Annotated in this window: 18 protein-coding genes and 1 pseudogene; 7 read left to right on the top strand and 12 right to left on the bottom strand. The window is 60.9% G+C overall.

The window, feature by feature from the left end:
* Positions 1-269: 269 nt before the first annotated feature.
* Positions 270-992: a hypothetical protein gene (locus tag NKI97_RS34145; protein ID WP_352453172.1), complete on the bottom strand. Its 723-nt coding sequence runs from the start codon at positions 990-992 to the stop codon at positions 270-272.
* A gap of 170 nt (positions 993-1,162) precedes the next feature.
* Between NKI97_RS34145 and NKI97_RS34140 the strand changes: the two genes are divergently transcribed.
* Entirely contained in the window at positions 1,163-1,792 is a 630-nt protein-coding gene (locus NKI97_RS34140) for a TetR/AcrR family transcriptional regulator (RefSeq protein ID WP_352453174.1), read from the top strand.
* Positions 1,793-3,424: 1,632 nt separating this feature from the next.
* On the opposite strand, the gene NKI97_RS34135 is transcribed toward NKI97_RS34140, so the two are convergent.
* The 6 genes from NKI97_RS34135 to NKI97_RS34110 form a co-directional block, all read right to left on the bottom strand.
* Positions 3,425-4,471: a lipocalin-like domain-containing protein gene (locus tag NKI97_RS34135; protein ID WP_352453175.1), complete on the bottom strand. Its 1,047-nt coding sequence runs from the start codon at positions 4,469-4,471 to the stop codon at positions 3,425-3,427.
* Positions 4,461-6,860 (bottom strand): FtsX-like permease family protein, encoded by a 2,400-nt coding sequence (locus NKI97_RS34130; protein ID WP_352838491.1) that lies wholly within the window; start codon positions 6,858-6,860, stop codon positions 4,461-4,463. The genes NKI97_RS34135 and NKI97_RS34130 overlap by 11 nt, the downstream gene beginning before the upstream one ends.
* A complete protein-coding gene (locus NKI97_RS34125; RefSeq protein WP_352453177.1) occupies positions 6,857-7,513 on the bottom strand; it encodes an ABC transporter ATP-binding protein in 657 nt (218 codons plus the stop codon). The genes NKI97_RS34130 and NKI97_RS34125 overlap by 4 nt, the downstream gene beginning before the upstream one ends.
* 365 nt (positions 7,514-7,878) lie before the next feature.
* Complete coding sequence (locus tag NKI97_RS34120) at positions 7,879-8,025, bottom strand: hypothetical protein (RefSeq protein ID WP_352453178.1); 147 nt, start codon at positions 8,023-8,025, stop codon at positions 7,879-7,881.
* A gap of 108 nt (positions 8,026-8,133) precedes the next feature.
* Entirely contained in the window at positions 8,134-8,532 is a 399-nt protein-coding gene (locus NKI97_RS34115) for a hypothetical protein (protein WP_352453179.1), read from the bottom strand.
* Complete coding sequence (locus tag NKI97_RS34110; protein ID WP_352838490.1) at positions 8,533-9,450, bottom strand: aldo/keto reductase; 918 nt, start codon at positions 9,448-9,450, stop codon at positions 8,533-8,535.
* A gap of 309 nt (positions 9,451-9,759) precedes the next feature.
* Here NKI97_RS34110 and NKI97_RS34105 point away from each other — a divergent pair, with 309 nt between their 5' ends.
* The 4 genes from NKI97_RS34105 (at position 9,760) to NKI97_RS34090 (ending at position 13,574) form a co-directional block, all read left to right on the top strand.
* The gene (locus NKI97_RS34105) at positions 9,760-11,190 is read left to right on the top strand and encodes an SIR2 family protein (protein ID WP_352838489.1); all 1,431 of its coding nucleotides are present in this window, start codon (positions 9,760-9,762) and stop codon (positions 11,188-11,190) included.
* A 4-nt stretch (positions 11,191-11,194) separates the two neighbouring features.
* A complete protein-coding gene (locus NKI97_RS34100) occupies positions 11,195-11,812 on the top strand; it encodes a TIR domain-containing protein (protein WP_352453182.1) in 618 nt (205 codons plus the stop codon).
* 86 nt (positions 11,813-11,898) lie between these two features.
* Complete coding sequence (locus NKI97_RS34095) at positions 11,899-12,477, top strand: toll/interleukin-1 receptor domain-containing protein (RefSeq protein WP_352453183.1); 579 nt, start codon at positions 11,899-11,901, stop codon at positions 12,475-12,477.
* A 458-nt stretch (positions 12,478-12,935) separates the two neighbouring features.
* Positions 12,936-13,574 carry a hypothetical protein gene (locus tag NKI97_RS34090; protein ID WP_352838488.1) on the top strand — a complete coding sequence of 213 codons (639 nt, stop codon included), beginning with the start codon at positions 12,936-12,938 and terminating at the stop codon, positions 13,572-13,574.
* A 21-nt stretch (positions 13,575-13,595) separates the two neighbouring features.
* On the opposite strand, the gene NKI97_RS34085 is transcribed toward NKI97_RS34090, so the two are convergent.
* From NKI97_RS34085 to NKI97_RS34075, 3 genes are all read right to left on the bottom strand, one after another.
* On the bottom strand, positions 13,596-15,257 hold the full coding sequence (locus NKI97_RS34085; RefSeq protein ID WP_352838493.1) for a DNA polymerase/3'-5' exonuclease PolX: 1,662 nt from the start codon (positions 15,255-15,257) through the stop codon (positions 13,596-13,598).
* 107 nt (positions 15,258-15,364) lie between these two features.
* Positions 15,365-16,720 carry a DNA ligase D gene (ligD, locus tag NKI97_RS34080; protein ID WP_352838492.1) on the bottom strand — a complete coding sequence of 452 codons (1,356 nt, stop codon included), beginning with the start codon at positions 16,718-16,720 and terminating at the stop codon, positions 15,365-15,367.
* A complete protein-coding gene (locus NKI97_RS34075) occupies positions 16,627-17,100 on the bottom strand; it encodes an ATP-dependent DNA ligase (RefSeq protein ID WP_352838487.1) in 474 nt (157 codons plus the stop codon). The genes ligD and NKI97_RS34075 overlap by 94 nt, the downstream gene beginning before the upstream one ends.
* A 741-nt stretch (positions 17,101-17,841) precedes the next feature.
* Between NKI97_RS34075 and NKI97_RS34070 the strand changes: the two are divergent.
* Positions 17,842-18,356: pseudogene (locus NKI97_RS34070) on the top strand (transposase domain-containing protein); the annotation flags it as partial.
* 390 nt (positions 18,357-18,746) lie between these two features.
* Complete coding sequence (locus tag NKI97_RS34065) at positions 18,747-19,064, top strand: hypothetical protein (RefSeq protein ID WP_352453187.1); 318 nt, start codon at positions 18,747-18,749, stop codon at positions 19,062-19,064.
* 205 nt (positions 19,065-19,269) lie between these two features.
* On the opposite strand, the gene NKI97_RS34060 is transcribed toward NKI97_RS34065, so the two are convergent.
* Positions 19,270-20,580 (bottom strand): HlyD family type I secretion periplasmic adaptor subunit, encoded by a 1,311-nt coding sequence (locus tag NKI97_RS34060; RefSeq protein WP_352838486.1) that lies wholly within the window; start codon positions 20,578-20,580, stop codon positions 19,270-19,272.
* The coding region (locus NKI97_RS34055; protein WP_352838485.1) for a type I secretion system permease/ATPase at positions 20,580-21,892 on the bottom strand (1,313 nt) is incomplete at its 5' end. The genes NKI97_RS34060 and NKI97_RS34055, both read right to left, overlap by 1 nt.

Raw genomic sequence — 21,892 nt, 5'->3', positions numbered from 1 at the left:
ATCATCGACTCAATCTCCTCTTACGACGAAGATTGAATCAGTGCTTCAGGACTGCTGCAACCCGGACTTTTTCAACACTATCGGTCATATAGAGACATTCCTTTGCCTGTCACCGGCGACCGCTTCGGGTCGCATCAGGTCGTAGCGCGAACGGCTGGTTTGGAGAAGCGGCAGGAAGGTCAGCAAATGGCGCGCGGAGCGGCCGATGGTGAAGTCCGCTGGTGACCCGAAGCCGCCGCCACAGCAAACCTATTGCAGCGATAGGGGCATCAATTCTGAGGAGCAAAGGTGGTCACGTTTTCCGGCCTCAAGTCGTCGATAGTGCTCGCGCGTATCCACAGCCATCCGGCCAGCCAGGCGATCGCTGTCGCAAGAATTACCAGGCCCAGGTCGAGAGCCCACTCCGGCACGAACACACGGAGCGCAATAGGCACCGCGCCAATGAAATAGAGAGCGAGTGGAATGCGCGGCACGGCTCTTCCGACGGCAAGAGAGATTACAAACGCGAGCGTCCCAAACAGAAAAAGAAACGAACTGACGACCAGAACGAGTCCGAGCGGCCCGCCGCGCAGGTCGATGATGGTTGCCAGCGGAAGCTTCGAAAATACGAGATTGATCACCACTTCCACACCTTCCAGACTTGCCAGTGCAATGAAGTTGATGACAAAGGCGATAGTGCCGAACAAGCCCGCGCGCCGGCCAAACGCAAAAAACAAGCCTACGACAAGACCAAGCGCCAATATCTCGGCGAGTGGTGCGAGAATTTGCGTTAGATCGGTGGTCGGGATGAGCGAGCTGCGTTTAGCCGCGTTGACCAGAAGAATAAGCGCGCTTCCCGCTCCAGCGACGGAGGCAAGCCGATAAAGCGTGACGCTGGACACAGCGGCGCTCGACTGAACAGTCGCGAAATTCTCCTTGTGCCGAGGTTCTTCGGCTGAGCTCTGCGACGACGTGAATTGCGGACGGCGGGGTTCGGCGTTTCTGGCGAGCATGTTCGTTTCTCCATCTGGGAATTTGGGAGCCGCGGAGACCGCAGGCCTATTCCTATCCCCGCTGTAATCACTGCTTACATCCTTTTGTCGAAGGTGTAAACAGTGATTACATAATTGCCGAAATCGTGGTACAGACGCGTGATCCAGCTCGACAGAACGAAGGGAAAGAGATGCCAAAAGCCAAGAGGCCTGGCCGCACCAGCTACCATCATGGCAATCTGCGGGATGCGTTGATCGATGCCGCGGTCCACCTTATCGAGGAGGGCGGCCCCGACAATGTGAGCGTACGCGAAGCCGCAAAGCGTGCGGGCGTTTCCGCCGGCGCACCCTTCCGTCATTTCAGCAACAAGACCGCATTGATGACGGCTGTTGCAGAGGAGGCAATGAGCCGGTTCCGCTCGGAGATTACGAATGCAGTCGAGAACGTTGCTACGGGCGACCCGATTGAGCGCTTTGCCGCCGTTGGAATCGCGTATTTGCGCTGGGCAATTCGAAACCCCACCCATTTCCAGATCATCTCGACACGGAGTCTTATTGATTGGGATAGTTCGGAATCGCTGCGTCGCGATAACGATGCTGTGCGTTCGCTGGTAGAAGGATCAATGGCAGAAGCACAGCGACGAAACATGCTCCGGTCAGACGACATAGCAGAGACCCAGATAGCCGCGAGGGCGCTCGTCTACGGGCTCGCACGCATGTACATTGACGGACACTTTGCGCAGTGGGCAGCGGCTGGACGTACTGCGGAGCGGACTGCGCAGAACGTATTAAAGCACTTCGTGACACTCATTGGCAAATGATGGGCCAAATATGATGCGCTTGGCCGTGGTCCCATTGCTCCCTCAACACTAGCTGTGATTTTGGTGGGATCCTTCCAAGCAGTCATTGCCAATGGGGAATAAGCGCCTCTGAGAAATGTCGGGAGATGGCACGGAGCCGACCAAGAGGTTTTGTTTCCGAACGAAGGATCACTTCATCGAGCGAGTTATCCCATAGACCGGTATTCAACACCCTTGAACCAAACAATCACGACTGTAACTAACAAAGCAACGCGGTCGAATCTTCACCCCCTCGAGGCCCTGTCCCCGACAAGACCAAGTGAAATAGGGAGTCAATCAGGCAGTCTCAAAGAGCAAACTGCTCAAATTCCTACCTCAGCTACCTTCGTTCAACATTTCTAATAGCCATCGATTTCCTTCGACCAACTCGAGCCTAAAGTTGCGATATGCTGCTGGCGCTGTCTCTGCAGACACTAAAATTGCATTTCTATCGTTGCCGAAAGGATAGAGGCTTGCATATCCGCCGTTTGGCATAGATAGGAAAAAGAGGTCATGTTCAGCTGTAACGTCTGAACCTTGTTAGAGCTCAATTACTGCGCCTGTTTCAATGAAATTTCCAGAAATAATTCCGCATATCATCCTCATTTCCTTTCTATGGCACCCATTTATGCAAGGCAAGTAACTGAAACTCACAATATCGGTGACTGGAGGTGAAATGTTGGGATCCGCGCTTCATGGGTCGAAATCTCCCTTAAGCGTAGTATGCCATTTGCGTGCAGCGGGTCGCCTCCGAACTCCCGTCCTCGCGGCAAAAATCTACGGATTTCCGACTGGTACTAATCTACAACCCAATGATCTGTCCCTGCTAAACCGGCTCTTTTCCGCCGGAATGGCGGTCTAGAGCATTCTCTGGATCACGCTAGGCCAGCCGGCAGGCTCTGATATTCAGACGATGTTCGACGCGCTCAACACGTGATGCCGCTTTTCGCGGAGCTCGAACCGGAGTGTGAGGGTGAAATAGCTCGGTTTTGGATACCACCTCATGTATCCGAATGATGGACGTGACTTCTTACGGGCTCTCCGAGAAGAGCTAGATCCAATTGTCGGATGCCGATTAGGTGCGTGGAGGCTCCCTTGCCTTGCCAAGGCGACGGGAGCTTTAGCGACACTAGCGATAGGTTACGTCGCCTTACTAAACTGCTCCGGCTCCTCCATGATCTTCGCCTATTTTATTTTTGCTCTCTTATCCGCCCTAGTTGGATTCAATGGTTGGCACGATGCCAACTACAACACGCTGTCGCAGCACCAACCAGGACAATCCCTGCCAGGCCGAACCTGAGGACTGGAACGAAGGCATCCGATCGCAATGGTGCGGAAGGCCCGAATGATGAGGCAGACAATGGCACTCGACTATCCTTGGAAGACTGCAACGGCGTGCTGATCCCGCCGACGACCGGCGACAAGGAGAGCAAGGAACCGCCCGACACGGTGACCACACCGGTGATTCCTCCTGGGCTCCGTGCCGAAACAGGCGCCGGATTAGCCTTCGCGCTGGACGGCAGTGGCGCGCGCCTACGTGTTCCAGGAGTTGTCCAGGACGATTCAACGCACCGGCAAGCGCAGAGTGCTGCGCCTTCCAGCCGGCGATCCAGCTCATTGCCTCTCGTAGCCCGTCATCTCCAGATAGCCCTTGCCCGTGTGGGTGCCTATCACCCGGACCGGACCTTCCCAGTAGGGGATGCTGAGACCCATCCATGCCTGAGAGTTGAGCGCGCCGACGGTGACGTCGAGCGCACGGTCGGGCAAGACGAGACGCCAGCGCGTAGGAATCTTGCGCCCCTCCACCCGGCTCGTCTCCAGCGGAATCATGACAAGCTTGCCGTTGCCGTAGGGCGTTGGCTCACCGTCCGCCGCGATCCAGGAGGCCGAGGTGAATCCGCCGCCAGCAGCATCGCGCAGGCGAAAACCCATCAGTTTCTCGCCTGTGTCGAAGGAGAGCGAGAACCAGTCCCAACCAGTCTGTTCCTCCGCCAGCGGCTGCGAGGACCATTCACGATCGAGCCACGCCCTGCCGCGCACGGGAACCTCGCCTTCCGGCAGCGTGATCGTACCTTCGACGGCGAAGAAGGGCTGGGAATAGTAGTAGCTCGCCTGCCCCTTCGCCGACTTCACCGAGTAGCCTCGGTCGCCGTGGAGAACGAGCGGGCCTTCGGCATGCATTGCGATGTCGTAGGCGAAGTCCTTTCCGGTCGCCGTGAGACGCAGGCTGTCGAAGGTGTCGCCCGCCATCTGCCAGTCGTCGATCCAGGCCGCGAAAGGCTCGGCGGTCACACCCGCCTGGCCCGTGCCGCCGCGCGCGAAACGCTCCGTGGCGCGGTGGGTCGTGGCGCTGGTGACGGCGGCATGGCCGAACCACACCTGCGGGCTCTCCCATCCCTCGGCCTCGCCGGGCGCAAGCGCCGAGCGGAACAGCGTCCATTGCAGGCCGTAGTCCGCACCGTCGGGCCCGGTGAGGTTCGCGGTCAGGTACCACCACTCGATCCGGTAGTCCGGATGGGCTCCGTGATCCCGCGGAAACTCGAACCGCTTGCCCGGTTCCGGGACGGCGAAACCTTCAGTGTCCGTGCCGAGCCCGGCAAAGCCCTGAGCGAAGGCATTGCCGACGCTCAGCAGCAGGAAAATGAGAGCCCTAGCGTTCATTGGCGAATATCCTCAACAGCGCGGCCGGCTCCATGCGCGAAAGCCGCCAGGCCGGCCAGAGCGCAGCGAGCAGCGCGGCGGCGAGCGCGAAGAGCATCAGGCGGGCGTATTCGGTAGGAAACAGGTATATCGGCAGACGCCAGCCGAACGCCTCGACATTGACGATGGCAAGCAGCACCCAGGCCAGCGCCAGGCCCAGTGGCAAGGCCAACAATGCGGTGATCGCGGCGAGCAGGACGGTACGCAGGATCTCCAGCCCTGCGAGCCGGCGTTGGGTCGTCCCTATCGCCCAGACGGGCGCCATCTGCGGCAGCCGCATCGCCGCCAGGGTGAGCAGGCTCATCAGGATGGCGAATGCAGCGACCGCCAGCGTCAGCACGTTCAGCGCCCCGGTCACGGAGAAGGTGCGCTCGAACACCGACAGCGAAAACGCCTTGAGCGCCGCCTGGTCGATGATGCGCGCGACTGGGACGTCGAACGCTTCCGTGAGCGCCCGGCGCAGGCCCTGAGGATCGCCGGTGCGCACGCCGTAGCGGCTCGGCTCGATGCCAGGGAAAGTCTGGCGGAACAGCGCCTCGCCGACGATGGCCTGGCCGATGGGATTTCCGTAATCGCCGAAGACGCCCGCGACCGGAAGCGACAGGCCGGGACCCAGCGCGAGCATCTCGCCGACGCGCAAGCCAGCGCGACGGGAAAGCTGCTCGTTGACGATAACCGCCCTACCCTCTTCGACCTCGTCCCAGACGGCGGGCACCGCGTCGAGGAACCGCCAGTTCTCGCGGTAGGTATAGCCGATCCGCGCCCCGAAAATCTCCGCCGGCAGGCCGGCGAGCGTCGCATCGGCCGACATGATCGGCAGCACGGCGTCGGCGCGCGCCTCGAGGAAGCGCTCCAGGCCGGCCCGGTCCGCGACCGCTTCCGCATCGACGTAGAGCTCGGCCGACAGGCGCTGGTCCAGAAAGCCGACGAAGGTCAGGCGGAAGCTGGAGACCATGGTGGAAACGCCGACATTCGCGGCCACGGCGAGCAGCAGCGCCATCAACGCGAGCCCCAGGCCAGGCAGTTGCTGGCGCGTGTCGGCCCAGAACCATTGCGCCATGGCGCTGTGGGCTTGTCCTTCGCTAAGGCGCAGGATCGCGGCGAGACAGGACGGCAGCGCAAGGGCTGCGCCAAGCAGCAGGCAGGCGAGCAGCGCGAAGCCGGCGGCCAGTCCACCTCCGGTGACGGCCAGCACGCCCGCTGCCGCGAGCAGCACGAGCGCGGCTGCGGCCTGCAGGTTCTGCGTCCGCCTCGAGGCCAGCGCCCAGGCGCGCCCGCCGGCGCTCGCAAGCACCGGCATCCGCGCCAGTCGCCATAGGGCGCTCGCGGCGGCAAGCAGTGCGCCGCCGAGCGCCATAGCCATTCCCGAGAGCCACCATGCCGGGCGGATCTGCAGCGTGCCGGCAACGTCGGCGCCATAGAGGCCCCGTATCGTCGCGGCCACGTCCGGCAGCAAAAGTGCTGCAATGAAATAGCCGAGCGCGATGCCGAGCGCGCCTGCAAGCGTCGCCAGCACGACAAGCTCCAGTACCATCAGGACGATCAGGCGGCGGAGCGGCACGCCGAGCGCGCGCAGGGTGCGAACCATGCCGCGCCGCTGCTCGAAAGCAAGGCCGATCGCGCCGTGGACGATGAAGATGCCGACCGCGAAACTGAGAAAGCCGAAGGCCGTGAGGTTGAGGTGGAAGCTGTCGGTGAGCCGGCCGACATTGGTCGCGCCGTCCGCGCGCTGGAGCACGAGGTCCGGCGATATCTCGGCCAACGGCCGTTGCCGCAGCGGCTGCTCCGGCAGGACGATCAAGCGGCTGATGCGCCCGACACGGCCGAGCAGCTTCTGGGCGACGCCGATGTCGGCGAGTACGGTGCCCGGCGCAACCGCCTGATCGGCGAGAACCGGGTTGGGTATGTTCGCCGCAAGGAGCGCCGCCGTCTCCGGGTCGGCTACCAGCGTGTTTGCGCGCAGAAAGCGATTGAGGTCTGTACGCGTCAACACCGCACTCGCAGCCGAGCCCGGAGGCGCGGTCAGCGGATCGGCCCCGACGAGCCTCACAGAGATGTTGCCGAGGCGCAGCCTTCCCTCCACCACCGGGCTGACGAGCCAGCCGGCGCGGCGCAGCGCGACGAAAATCTCCTGCGCCATTGAATCCCCCTCGCGCGGCATCAGCTGGTCGAACCGGCCCTCGGCCAGCGTGGCGGCAGCCGCGTCGTAGCTTGCGCGCGCCTCGGCGTTGATCGCCTGCACACCCGACCAGAGGGCCGTCGCCAGCGCGAGGCCGAGCACCAGCGTCAGCAATTGGAGCCGGCTGCGTCGCCAGTGCGAAGCCAGTGCCGAGAAGACAGCGCCGGTCATGCGAGGCGGCCCTGGCTGAGATGCGCCCGGCGCCCGAGACGTGCTGCAAGACGCGGGGAGTGCGTGACCATCAGGAGCGCCGCGCCGGTCTCCGCCACAAGCGCAAGGAACTGCTCCATCACCTCGTCCGCCGTCGCCTCGTCGAGGTTGCCTGTCGGCTCGTCCGCGAGGATCAGCTTCGGCCGCGCGGCGAGCGCGCGGGCGATCGCCACGCGCTGCTGCTGGCCGCCGGACAGCTGCTCGGGGTATTTCCGCAGATGCGGTTGCAGGCCCAGCGCACTGGCCAGCCGCGAAAGCTCCGTCGAGTCCGGCGCGCCGTTCAGACGCGCCTGGAAGGCGATGTTGGCGGCGACGTCCAGGGAGGGGATGAGGTTGAACTGCTGGAAGATGATGCCGACCGCGCTTCGCCTGAGCCGCGCGCGATCACTGTCGTCGAGCGCGGTGACTTCCTGCCCGTCGAGAACGACGCGCCCGCCGGCGGCGGCATCCAGACCCGCCACGAGGTGCAGCAGCGTGCTCTTGCCCGAGCCGGATTCGCCGGTCAGCGCCAGCGTCTCGCCGGCGTCGAGCAAGAGCGTCACACCGTGCAGGACGGAGACCGGGCCTTCCGGGCCGGGATAGGATTTCCGCAGGTCTTCGATCGAAAGCAGCATGCACCACAGCTACAGTCTGTGGCGAAAAGGAAAAGCGCTGCAGTTGAGAATTCCGAAGAGGAAGCGCGGCTGCCTTGCAAGACCGCAGCCGGATGCAAGCGGGAATCCGATAATTGTTGCATAGAACCAACGAACCAACCGCGGGTGGGTTGCCCTCTCGACGGCACCAGACGGCGGGGTGGTAGGGCTGGTTCTGGCCAGGCTCTCAGACAAACTGCCCCCTCTGTGCCGACACGCCAGCACCGATCAGCCAGTGGGCAGCGGCAGCTGCAGGTCATAGGGGCGCGGAAAGCCATACGAGGAGGCATCGAGCGTCCCGGGGAGCGGCAAGTCCCGGCTGAGCACGGCCCAGCCGGATCGCCCATTTACCGACCCAAACGGCGCAGGACCAGTCCGGCAAGAGCCGTCCCCACCACCGAGAACGGCAGCCATCCCTGCGGATCGCTCATGGTGTGCAGCGTCAGGCCGCTGAAAAGAAGCCATAGGAGCGGGATAGGAAGCAACAGCGCCATGAGCCTGCCACTCGCCGCGAGCAGGATGCCAAGCGTTGCGATCGCCGTTGGATCCGGCGCGATGCCGAAGGCTTCCGCGCCAGTCCATGGCCGCCCGAAGAGCGGCGCCTAGGCGAAAAGGCCGATCACCGCGAGCAGCAGCCCCAGCTGCCCGGCGATGTCTTTCCGATCGAAAGCAAGTCCGCCCACTGTGCCCAGGAACCCCAACAGCAGCGCTTGCAGGCCGAAGGCCGGCGCGACATAGGCGACAGCCCAGTTGATGCTCGCATAGCGGCTCCACAGGAACGACCAGCCGACGAAGGCCCAGAGCACGGCCAGGATGAAGGCGATCCAGAGGGCGTGGTTCTGCAGCCGCCGGAGCACGAGCAGGACGATCGCGAGGCCGGCGGCGAGCGTTGCTAGATGCAACGGCCAGAACGCGACATTGTGCAGCTCAAACATGCGCCGGTAGACGCGCGGCGAAAAGAGCAGGAAATCTCCCAGCCGGTAGGTCCACCATTCCGACATTCAGAGATCCCAAACGTAGGCCGCCATCCGCTCGCACAGCGCCGTGTCCGGGAGGGGACCGGCCGCGGCCGCCAGGTTCTCGCGCACATGGTCGACACGTGTGGTGGCGGGGATGGCGACGGTGACGGCCGAGTGCGCGAGGATGAACTTCAGGATGAACTGTGCCCAGGTCCCAGCACCAATATCGGCCGCCCAATCCGGCAACGGCTCGCCTTCCAGCCTGCGCGTCAGCGCGCCTTGCCGGAACGGCCGGTTGACGATCACCGCCATGCCGCGCTCGGCCGCCAGTGGCAGCAACCGCTCCTCCGCCTCGCGGTCGACGATGTTGTAGGTGAGCTGCACGAAGTCGAGCGGATGCTGCCGCATGATATCTTCGAACAGATCATGCCGGCGGCCTTCGGAGGTCGTGATGCCGACATAGCGGATTTGCCCGTCCGCCTTCATGGCGAACAGTGTTTCGAGATGCGCTTCCCAGGCGACGAGGTTGTGGACCTGCACGAGATCGAAGCGCGGCACTTCCCACAAGCGCCGTAACTCCTCAATCTGTGCCGGTCCGCTTCCGGCCGACGAGGTCCAGACCTTCTCGGCCGAAATCAGCGTTTCGGGCCGACCGAGTTTCTCCAGCCCGTAACCGGTCACCGGCTGCGAGGAGCCGTACATGGGCGAGGAATCGATCATTCGCCCGCCCGCCTCGAAGAAGGCGGCGATCACGTCGGCGCATTCATCGCGAAGCACCGGGTCGTCGCCAACGTTGAAAGTGATCCAGGTGCCAAGCCCGACCGCCGGAATCGCCTCGCCGGTGGAAGGGATGGTGCGCATCAGCGGGGCAGGCGTGGCGGCGAGCGTCTTTCCCGGCCAGGCGAAGGCCATCGGGGAGCCGACGGCCACCTTAACGAATGTCCTGCGGGTGATGTTCATCCAACGGTCGTCACTGAACTCCGACCTCCGCGGATAGTCGGGAAAGATAGTCTTCGCGGGTTCTACCGCGCGGAAGGCTGGGGAGACCGTGCCGGTCGAGCGTCAGCGATCCCTTGTGCCGCGCCAGGGGCAGCGCCCCAAGCAACTGGCTCAGTTTTGTCGGCAGTCAGAGAAGAACTTCTAACTTATGCTTAATGTATCGGATTGAAGGTTGAATATCTGGCCCAGCACACCCATGTTTCGCGAGGGGACGGGGCGATATTTCCTATTGCCAGACCGTAAGACCAACGACCAACGAAGAGTCGATCGATGCGGGATGACGTAAAGGGATTTGTTGCCAGTTTTCTTGCGGAAATCGAGGCAGGTAACGCAGCGATCTTTGCTGGGGCCGGACTGTCGGCTCCTGCCGGATTTGTGGATTGGGCTAACCTGGTCCGACCGCTAGCCGAAGAACTCCATCTCGACGTTGACAAAGAGTCCGATCTCGTCGCGGTGGCGCAATTTCATGTAAACGCGAACCACCAGAATCGGCACGCTCTTCACACGGCTATCGTCAACGCCTTCTCGGCAAATAACCCGCCCACCGCCAATCACAGATTGCTAGCGCGGCTTCCCATCACGACCTACTGGACAACCAACTACGACAAGCTGATCGAGACTGCGCTTAAAGACGCAGGCAAGATTGTGGATGTCAAATGGGCCGTACCGCAGTTGGCGAACACACAGCCCCGCCGCGACGCCATCGTTTACAAGATGCATGGCGATGTTGACCGGCCAGATGAAGCGGTCGCCACGCGCGATGATTACGAGCGTTACGCGAGTGACCGTGGAGCGTTCATCAACGCGCTGGCTGGTGATCTTGTGTCGACATCATTCTTGTTCGTCGGATTCAGTTTTACGGACCCGAACCTTGAACAGGTGCTGGCTCGGGTGCGGATCACGTTCAAAACTAACCAGCGCCGTCACTACGCCATCTTTCGGAACCGGACCCGCCGCACGGATGAAAGCGAGGCTGAGTTTGAATATGGAAAAATTCGCCAAGAGCTCGTGCTCGAAGACCTGAAGCGTTTTAACATTCGTCCCTTGCTGGTCGACGAATATAGCGAGATTACCGACATCTTGGCCGAGATTGAACGGCAATACCGTAGCCGGACGATCTTCGTCTCGTCGAGCGCGAGTGACTTCGCGCCGTGGGGTGAACCGGTGGTGACAAGCTTTATGCGGACTTTGGGTTCGGCCTTGATCTCTGCCAAGCTTCGCGTTGCGACAGGCATGGGCCTTGGCGTCGGCAATGCCCTGTTCACGGGCGCACTTGAAGCGATTTACGCAGACCGCCACGGGCATATCGAGGATCGAATGCTGATGCGGCCCTTTCCGCAATACATCGCCGATGAGGCGAAACGGACGGAAGTTTGGGAAGCCTACCGCCAAGACATAATATCGTCAGCGGGCATCGCATTGTTCCTGTTTGGCAACAAGAAGGTTGGCGATGATACCGTCGTCGCCGACGGCATGATCCGCGAGTTCGAAATCGCCCGACAACATGGCGTGACCTGTATTCCCATAGGTGCAACCGGCTATGCCGCCGCTGAGTTAGCCGACCGTTCGATTGGTGACGGTGCTGACGGAGACGCAGCTCTGCTCGATGCGCTGAAGGAATTGCGCGAGCCGCGTGAGAATCTCAATGAACTGATCGACCCAATCCTAAAACTCGCGGCCGCTGCTCGAAAAATAAGGTAACCCGATGCACAAAGTCTTTATCAGCTATCATCACGCCAACGACCAGTGGGCCAAGCACCAATTACAACAATGGGCCAACCAATATGGTCTGTTCATCGACGTATCTGTTGATACGAACGACGTTAACGACAATCTTCCCACCGAAAGCATCCGTCGGATCATCCGAGATTATTATCTCAGGGATTCAAGCCTTACCATCGTCTTGGTTGGCACGGAAACCAGAGGAAGAAAGCATGTTGATTGGGAAATATACTCCAGCATGTATGATGGAGCGGTCAATAAGCAGTCCGGCGTCCTTGTTGTCCAGCTTCCGTCCACCAATCCCACATATTGGACGGCGGCGCACGAAGTTGAGAAGGCCACGGTCTATCCTGATTGCACCTCGTGGAGCACCATCAGCGACCGGGCGGAATATGAACGGCGCTACCCATACCTTCCTGCCCGCATCATCGATAACTTACTGGCCCCAAAGGCAAAGGTTTCCGTGACCACGTGGGATCGCATCGCCGGAAATTTGAACAATCTCGTGACGATGATTGATACTGCCTACGACGATCGAACGCTCTGCGAATATGACCTGTCACGGCCGATGCGCTCAAACAATGCACCAGCATTCATTTAAGTGGAGGTTTGAAGTTCTGTCAGCAGCATGGTCCTGCCGAGCAGCGCGACCGAGAATATCGTCGTCAGATAATGTAGGGGGAATTAGTGTCCACATTCACGGAAAGCCGCATACGACAGCGCGCCCAGCGAAAGGTTGGAATCTCGAGAACGGCGAAAGCCGTTCTCAAGGAGGAAGTCGCAACAGCAAAAACCAAGACTAGCTTCGACATTTTTCTCAGTCATTCGACTTCTGACGCCGAGATCATTCTGGGCGTGAAAGGCGTTCTGGAGGACTATGGCAAAACAGTCTACGTCGACTGGCTGGAAGATCCGCAATTGGACAGAGCCAATGTCACCGCTGCAAACGCGGAAGTCATTCGGATGCGGATGCGCCAGTGCAAGTCACTCGTCTACGTGCATACTGCAAATTCCGGATCCTCCAAATGGATGCCTTGGGAACTGGGCTATTTTGACGGCTTCAACGGCGCCGTGGCGGTACTCCCCGTGACGCAAAATCATCAGACAAGCTATGACGGTCAAGAATACCTCGGCATCTATCCATATTTGGACGAAGCTCCGGCTGAGGGGAGCACAACCAATGAAATGTGGATTAACAAGAGTTCAACATCTCAGCGGTGGGCCACTTGGGTCAGCGATCCCAGAGCATTCCGTAAGGCGAGCTGATCGGTTCGAACCCCTGCGCCGCATTCGGCAGGAGCCAATGTCCGCCTGATGGACGTTGGCATTGGTTGCCTTCGGCCTCGATCTACCCGGAGGACATCAGTGAGCGCTATGGAGGGAATAGCGTAAACGTAGTTCTCCGTTTCGTTTCGGCCCGCGGGCGAGATTCGAACGCACGTGGCTGGCCGGACGCGTACGGTATGTCTGCTTCCTGCCCTCGCTTTCCAGAAGCGGCCAGTCTGCCAGCGGCCCCCCAAAGCCGGCAGGCGGCAACGCGCCTGATATCGCACTTTGAAATCAACTCTGCCGCTTCCTGTTAGCCGAAGTTGCAAGCGGCCCCGCCAACAATCGTGGTTGCGCCTTTTAGGGCATCGTGGTTCAGACCGCTGGCGGATTAAAACTCAAGTTGGCTTTGCGATCGGCTCATCGCTGCCGACAATCGGTGACCTATATAAAGGGGCATGTCCACGCGCCGAGAAATCAATGCAATAGCGAAGCTGATTGGAGAGTGGCCTTTAACCCCGGCTGCAACGTTTGGATCGTCCGTCAGAGCGAGGGGTATTTTTCTCGAAATACGCGCCCGCCTTCCAACGGAGTTCAGGAAATTGCTCAATATCGAGTCCCGCGTGCTTACCCTGCGCCTGTCTGAGGGCGCCGAGAATGATGTGCAGGTGGTATTCGGGATCGTATCCAAAGCACTGCAGAATATCGAAGACCTGCCCGTAATCCCCCGTGAAATCGAGGACATTCTGACGATCTCGACGGCCGAACGGCACCGCTGGCTGAAAGATGGTCGCTTGCAGAGCGCCGGGACGAAAACGGTGAAACTCCGCGGGCGGGCAAGGAACATCACCTTTCACGTGTTCGACCCGCAGCACGTGGAGGATGTGCTTGACCGCGACCTGGTTACGGTCTGGCGCGAACAGGACGCAGCGACAGCTGCAGAGAATAGGCGGCGAGCCGCAGGGAAGGCCGCTATGAAACGCGCTCAAAGAAGCGGTCGCGGAACTGCAGCTTCAGCTGGCTACGGCCCCGATGAGAACGCGCACTCCAGTTTGCGCGGCTGGGAAGATTTTGAGAAGGACGGACTCCTGCGCTGATAGGCCGGGCGCACAAGCAGGTTAGGACGTTTGCCTGCGCCGTGCGAGATGCGCAAGGAGGGCCGTCAAACGCATCGCGTTCAGGACCCGCTTCGCAGGGACACCGCCCTTGCGCGCCATCTCGACACCCCAATGCATGTGGTCGAGCTCGCGGATCGAATGAGCGTCCGGATTGATGCTGAAGATGCAGCCCTGATCGAGTGCCTTTTGATGCCAGCGCCAGTCGAGGTCGAGTCGCCACGGATGTGCGTTGATTTCGACAGCGACGCCGTGTTTCGCACACGCTTTGAGGACTTTGTCGACGTCGAGATCATAACCGGGCCGGCGCAACAGCTGGCGACCGGTCATGTGCCCGATGATTGTCGTCCGAGGATTTCCGATCGCCTCAATGATACGCCCCGTCTGTTCCTTCTTGGGCAACTTGAAGCGGCTGTGCACGCTCGCGACGACGAAATCAAAGTGCTCCAAAATATGATTCGGGTAATCGAGCGAGCCATCAGCCAGGATGTCCGCCTCGATGCCCTTCAGTATGCGAAATTTTCCATTGTATGCCTTGTTCAGCCGGTCAGCTTCGCGGTGCTGTTCAGCAATCTCCTGCAACGAAAGGCCGCCTGCGTAGTGAGCGGACTGCGAATGATCGGCGACACCATAGTATTCGAAACCGCGCCTACGCGTGGCTTCAGCCATTGCCTCAAGCGTTTCGGTGCCATCGGATGCGGTCGTGTGAGAATGCAGGATGCCATGCAGATCTTCATCCCGAATGAGGGCGGGTAGCTTCTGCTTTGCCGCTCGCTCAATCTCGTCCCTGCCTTCGCGCAATTCAGGCTCGATAAACTGCAAGTCTAGAGCTTGGTAGATTTCTTCTTCTGTCGCTGACGCGATCAGCTTTCTCCCGCGATGAAGCCCGTCGGCGTTTAGGGTGAATCCCTTGTCGGCCGCGAACGTCTTCAGTTGCTCAAGGTGGTCTGCCGAACCGGTTGCCTCGAGCAGGCTCGCGCCAAAGTGCTTCCTGTCCGTGACAACAAGCCTGAGGGCCATATCCTCGATTCCAGTCGACTTTCTGGCCTGCGCTACCAGGGCGAAGTCGGAAACGAGCTCGCAACCGCGTCGGAAGTCACCTGCAATTTCCACGCGCGAAAACTCTGGATGCTGTTGCTTTACCGATATGACCGCATGGTGGAGAAGAGCGGCGGCCTTGTGCAGGTGAACTTGCGTTTCGCCGCTTCGCACGATGGCCAGGTTCTGCAGCAGCTTTGTCTGAAGCGCGGCGCCGAGGCCTTTGACTGGGCGGATGCGGTCTTCTCTCGCTGCGGCCTCGAGCTCCGCCAGCGAGTTCACGCCGAGCGCCTGATGAAGCTTCAGTATCTTATCGGGACGAAGCCCGGGTATGGCAAACAGCTCCATCACGCCCGCTGGAACATCCTCGCGCAGCTTCTCAAGGCTTGGGTGCGTGCCGGTTTGGTAAAGCTTGGTCACGATGTCTGCGATCGCGTCACCGATCCCCGGGATCTTGGTGAGGGCGCCGGCGGCGATGATCCGATCAAGCGGCTGCGACAGCGCCATCAGACTGTCTGCCGCGCGCAAGTATGCCTTTGTGCGATAGGGATTGTCGCCGCGCATAGACGCCCGTTGCGCGTATTCCCTTAAAAGACTGGCGACGGTCCTAGGATCGATTTTTGCCATGGCTTCAGCCAAACGAGACCGATCTCCGCAGGTTCCAATGAGGCAAGGCCGTGAGCGCCGCGTTGCCCTTTGAATCCCGGCTTTACTGCCTCTTCCCGCGTCGGACGCTACAGATTGGGCAAGGATTGGTCAGCGCGACCCCATCCAGCCAGAGTTTTGGAGACTGCGCGTTTCTTTAATTCAGGAGCATCGCCCACGTGGAAATGAGAGGGCGCGTCTATTGTCTTCATCTCCGCCCACGTGATCGGTGCCGCGACAGGAGCGCCCGGACGTGATCTCGCGCTGTAAGGCATGATCGCGGTCGCCCCGCGCTGATTGCGTAGATAGTCCACAAAGATGCGACCCTTGCGGCGCGCCTTTGACAACACGGCCGTGAAATGGGCCGGATCGCTCCGGGCGACCGCCTGCGCCAGGCGAGACGCGAAGTCCTTCACCTGTGGCCACTCGGCGCCAGGGGTGAGCGGCGCGATGACGTGCACTCCTTTGCCTCCCGTCAGCATCGGGAAAGTCGTAAGTCCCAGCGATTTAAGGATAGCGCGGAACTGAAAGGCAGCGGCGCGGACGGCCTCAAAATCGAGGCCTTCATCGGGGTCGAGGTCGAACACGAGGCGGTCGGCCTTTTCGACATCCTCGATCCGAGCCCCCCATCCATGCAGCTCGATCGTTCCCATCTGGACGCAAGTCATCAGTCCGTCGGCATCGTCGACATAGAGATATGGTTCCTCGTGCCCGTCTTTCTCTGTGATGCCGACGTGGTGGACTTTGTCGCCAAAGCTGCCGGCGTCGTGTTTCTGGAAGAAGCACTTCTTCGCGCGGCCCTGTGGGCATCGAACCAGACTGATCGGCCGGCTGCCAACCCAAGGAAGCATGATCGCTGCGACCGCTGCGTAATGGTCGGCAAGCTGTCCCTTGGTGATGTTGGACTCCGGATAGATGACGCGGTCACGGTTACTTATCGCGATGGCGGTTGTCGCAGACGCGGCGAGATCGGCTGCATGACGTTCCGTCTCGAGCACGACCGCCTCCGGCTTCTTGTCTTCACGGAGACCAAGATAGCTCGGATGTCGTAACGTCCCTTCATTTGTCATTTCGGTGAAGGCAATCTCAGCGACCAGTTTCGGACGGAGCCAGTGTGCGCCGCGCACTTCGGCGCGTGGTGCGTCGACGGTGGCGGCCTTCTGCTCAAGCGGCGCCATGATCTTCAAGAGACGAAGAAGTTCAGCGGTATCGAAGCCGGTGCCGACTTTCCCGGCGTAACGCAGCTTGCCGCGGTCATGAACGCCAAGGATCAAGGACCGAAACGCGCGGACCTTGTCGGACGGCGTCCAGCCGACAATCACAAATTCCTGCCGCCTGATGCATTTGATCTTCAGCCAGCTTGCGCCGCGGGCCGCCACATAACTCGAATCCGCGAGCTTTGAGATGACGCCCTCAAGGCCGGCAGCGCAGAAGCGATCGAGCAGCTCTTCTCCGCGGCCGAGGATATGGTCGGAGTAACGAAGGACCGGATTTTTCGCAGGCAAGATCGCCTCAGCTTCGCCTTGCGCTCAACAAGAGCAAGCCTTGTCAGATCTTCGCCGTCGAGCTGCAGCAGATCGAACGCATAAAAGTCGATAGTCGCCGGGGCATCCTTCAATGCATTCTGAAGCGCCTGGAAGTTAGATCTTCCTTCCACATCGACAACCACGGCCTCGCCGTCAATCAGGGCTGAGCGCACCTTGAGCTTGCGAGCCTCGGAGAGGATCGAGGGAAAACGGCTAGACCAGTCCAGACCAGATCGTGTGTACGCTCGCGCCTCGCCACCGCCGACGGCAACGAGAATACGATAGCCGTCGTATTTCATCTCATGGATCCAACGATCGCCGGCAGGGACCGTGTCCACGAGCGTTGCGAGCTGGACCGGCCGGAAAGCGGGCGGCGCTAAAGTGACCTCGTCACGAGCGGGCGACTTCGCTTGACTAGCGCTCGACGCATTGATTGCCTTACGCGACGTTGGCTTGACCACTCTGACCTAAACCATACTCAGAGACGAAACAGCGTTATCCGCCGTCCAACGCGCGACTACTTCTTTAGTTTCGCTGCCGGCCGTGTTGAGCTTTTCGCGATCATTGCCGACCCGCTTGATTAGCGCCTCGGCCTGAGCCGTGCTTCCTGCCTCCGGCCCTTCCATTCCCGATTTTCGCGCACAGCTCACAGGCAATAATCAAGAGCAGGAACGGGCCCTCAAATGCCGCCACAGCGTATCCGGTTTCTGCCATCGGCTTTCGAAGCCTGACATTCCGGTTCCGGTCCCCTGTGGGTACGGTTTTGATCTTCTCGTCGAACCCCATGTTTCGATTGATGATTACTGGACGTGCCCCATTGACGCCAAGTACCTCGCCCAGAGCAGCTCCGATGCCAGTTTAAGAAACGCTCGGGCGCGCCCACGAGCGCGATGGACTGACGCAAGTTCTCCAGCCAGCGGTAGCTCTCCTTCGTCTCGATCGGCACGCGCGTGGGATTGATGTGCCGCTTGAGCGCGAGCGTTCCCTTGAATTTCGTTCGGGTCCAGAACTTCACTGCCGTCAGACCGAGGGGCGCGCTGCATGGTCAGAGTTCTGAACGCTCAGCCCGCCTGCACGACCAGATGGAACTCACCTTCGAGGAACTCGAGAGCACCGCGACGGAAGACGAGATCGCCGCCGAACAGGCCGCGGCCCGGACCACCGAGGTGGCGCCTTACATGCGCAAGCGACCGGCGCGCCAGCCATTTCCCGAGCATCTGCCGCGCGAACGCGTGGTCGAGCCGGCGCCGGCCGCTTTGCTGCGGCGGTCATCGGCTGCGCAGGCTGGGTGACCGAGACGCTGGAGGTGGTGCCGCGGCAATGGAAGGTGATCCAGCACGTGCGGGAGAAGTTCACCTGCCGCGACTGCGAGACGATCAGCCAGGCTCCGGCGCCCTTCCACGCCACCCCGCGCGGCTGGGCCGGTCCCGGCCTGCTGGCGATGATCCTGTTCGAGAAGTTCGGCCAGCATCAGCCGCTTAACCGCCAGGCCGAACGCTATGCCCGCGAAGGCGTGCCGCTCAGCCTGTCGACGCTCGCCGACCAGGTTGGCGGGGCCCGCCGACGATGTGGGTAATCGAAAGCTTCACCGGATGGGTACCCTTCTCACGAACCCTTTTCGAAAACACGCGATGAAGACCGAGTGCGCGTGATTCAGCTTCGCCCCTCGCAACGTGATCGGGAGGGCCGACATGCATTTGCCAAAGAAAGTTTGGGGGGGGACAGGTTTCCACGCAACTTTTGATCCATAGGCATCGAGGCCGTGGCGGCAAGCATCCTCTTGCCGAGTGCGATCAGTTCCTCGCGGCGGCGCTGGCGCTTGGTGAAGCTCTGCCGGCCCCTTTCAGCCTCGCTGGCGTCCGCCTTGGCCATCCGGGACGTCCTTTGCCGTCAGCGAGCTCTCCCGGAGGCGCCGGAGGTGCACGTAAAGGATACCAGCTAGCGCATGCCCGTGATGAACGCGGCCGCGCAGCTCATTGACGATCGCCATGTATGCGCCGAGCGGGATCGCGTCGAAAAGCTCGAGCACGGCGGCCATGCCCTGCTCCACTGGGTCCGGACAGGCCAGCAGCAAGTCAGAGAGGGCCGTCAGGCTGCTTTCTTCGATGAGCGCGTGGTTGGCCGCGGCCCTCATCCTCCTGCTATCGTCAAGCGCGCCCTTGCCGGGGGCGGCGCTTTGCGGTTCATAGCGGCCGAAATGAAAATCGGCGGATCGGGTCTCATTACGATCGTGCCGCGCGAGTGGCTGGAGACGAACGCTTAGCTGCCAATGCGCGAAATCGACGAAAACGGACGGAGGCGCGTAGACGCGTCCTCCGCGATCGTGGAATTACCTGAATCGCCAAGCTGGGCCCCAACCTGCAAGGCCGGCGCCGTCAAGCGTTCTTATTCCACGCCCCCAGAGGCGCCGGCCGCCTTCAGAAGGAAGGCAGCGGAGTTTGGGTTATGGCCGAGCCCGGCACGCGAACTCAGTCCTCCCTGAATGCCCGACGGATTTGATCGTCCAAAGGTTTTACGAGGTAAGACAGCATTGTGCGGCTGCCGGTCGAGAAGAACACCTCGACAGGCATACCGGGCGACAAGGTCAGGCCCTTCAGCCTCGTAAGCTCTGCACGTGGCAGGCTGACACGCACAGTATAGAAGCTGGTGCCGCTTCGCTCATCGATGCTGAGATCGGGGGAGATTTCACTGACTACACCATTTAGCTCTGGCGTTGTCCGCTGGTTGAAGGCCGAAAGTCGCAAGGCTGCGCTCTGTCTTGGCATCAGCTGATCGATGTCCTGCGGAGCCACACGTGCCTCGACGGTCAGGTCGTCTGTGACAGGGACAATCTGCATGATGAGCTCTCCCGCAGATATGACGCCACCGACCGTGTGCACGCCGAGCTGATGGACGACGCCAGTCTGTGGGCTGCGTATATCGATACGCTTGAGCTGATCCTCGGCCGAGACCTTTTGCTCGACCAACTCCGAGAGCTTTGCCTGGACGTCACGAAGCTCCGTTGCCACCTCGCTGCGCAAATCCTGGTCGATCTGAATGATCTGCAAGCGGATTTCGGATGTATGACCCTTCGATTGCGCCATGGACGCAGTCAGCTTCCCATGCTCGCCTTCAAGCCGGACTGCATCACGCTCAAGCGTCGTTATGCGATCGATTGAAACCAGCTTGCGTTCCCAGAGCTTGCGCATTCCGTCGAGCTCAAGCCCGATCAATTTAATTTCCTGGCTTTTAGCATCCCTTTGCTCGGTCAAGCCGGCGACTTCTTCGGCGAGCTGAGCAATGCGCTCTCTCAACTGAGCCTTCTGGCCAGCGCGTGCCTGGCGACGAAATTCGAACAAGGACCGCTCGCCGGCCAGCGCACGCCGGATCTCAGGATCGTCCTGCCGCGACGTCAGCGAAAATGGGAAGGCGATGGTGTCAGTGCCATCGCGCTCGGCTTCGAGGCGGGCCAGACGGGCCTCGAATTCGTCCAGGCTCTTGGTGACGATGGCTAAATCGGCCCGGGTCACGGTTTCATCGAGACGGATCAAAACCTGGCCCGCCTTCACGGCGTCGCCTTCTCGCACGAGAATTTGACCAACCACGCCACCCGTTGGATGCTGCACCTTTTTAACGCTGGAATCGACGACCAGCCTTCCCGAAGCAATAACGGCTCCAGAAAGCTCCGTGACCGCGGCCAGGCTTCCGGCCCCGCCAACCAGGAGCATGCAGACCGCGAGGCCGCCGAACAGATAGCGTCGAATGGTCCGGTCGATCGCCGATGCCGCGTGTTGCGTCATCAGTGTGTCGCCTCCTCAGGGCCGGAGACGACCTTCAGGGGAACGCCGCCCGAACGGGTTACCTTGCTCAAGACCTCATTCTTGGGGCCAAACGCCTGGACACGGCCGTTAGTCATGACGAGTACCTGATCCAGGCTTGCAAGCGCGCTCGGCCGATGGGCGACCACGACAGCAATGCCGCCTCGCGCCCGCACGCCCTCAATTGCCGTCGCCAGCGCGGCCTCCCCTTCGGAATCGAGGTTGGAATTGGGCTCGTCCAAGATAACGAGGAACGGATCGCCATAGAGTGCCCGTGCGAGCGCAACCCGCTGTCGCTGGCCCGCCGAAAGCGCCGACCCGGCCTCGCCGATCCGCGTTTCATAGCCTTCCGGCAGATGGACGACAAGGTCATGAACGCCGGCCGCGCGCGCAGCCGCCAGTATCTTGTCCGAAGAGGCTTGAGGTTCGAAGCGTGCGATGTTCTCGGCAATGGTGCCATCGAACAGTTGCACATCCTGCGGCAGATAGCCGACATGGTTGCCCAGTTCTTGCGGCGACCACTGGTCGAGCGTTGCTCCGTCCAGCCTGACGGTCCCGCGGGCTGGAAGCCATATCCCGGCTATTGCTCGGACAAGCGATGATTTTCCGGACGCGCTCGGTCCGACGATGCCAAGGCCGGCACCCCTTTCTAGCGCGAACCCGACATCCTGCACAACCACACGACGCTCGCCGGGTGGCGTGACACAGATGCTTTCTACCGCAAGAGCAGATACAGGTGCCGACAGCGAGACACTCGTGGCAGTTTCGGGAAGCAGGGCCAAAAGCTGGCTCAGCCGGGTCCATGCCTGGCGAGCACTGACGAAACCCTTCCAGTGGGCGATGGCCAGTTCGACCGGTGCGAGCGCCCGGCTCATCATAATCGAGCTGGCGATCATAATACCGGCTGTTGCTTCCTGGTGGATGACCAGACAGGCGCCGATCGCCAGTATACCTGACTGCAGCATCATGCGCAGGATCTTCGAGATGGTGCCGAGCGTCCCAGCCAGGTCGCTGGCTCTTGCGTTCGTGTTGAGAAAGTCAGCGTTGACGCTTGACCAGCGCTCGGCGATGCGCGCGCCAAAACCCATCGCCTGCAGAACCTCTGCATTGCGACGCGTCGCCTCCGCAAGCGTATTGCGCGCTGCCGCCTGGCTGTTTGCCCTCTTCGCAGGCTCCCTGGTGCGAACTTCGGCAAGCAGAGTCAGGCTAGAGAGAATGATAGCGCCTGCCAGCGCCGTCATGCCGATCCAGAGATGGAACAGGAAGCATATTGCCAGATACAGCGGCATCCAGG

Origin of the sequence: Mesorhizobium sp. M0296, from assembly GCF_040321675.1 — a bacterium.
In the GTDB taxonomy this organism is placed as follows: domain Bacteria; phylum Pseudomonadota; class Alphaproteobacteria; order Rhizobiales; family Rhizobiaceae; genus Mesorhizobium.
This window is presented reverse-complemented; position numbering and strand designations above follow the sequence as displayed.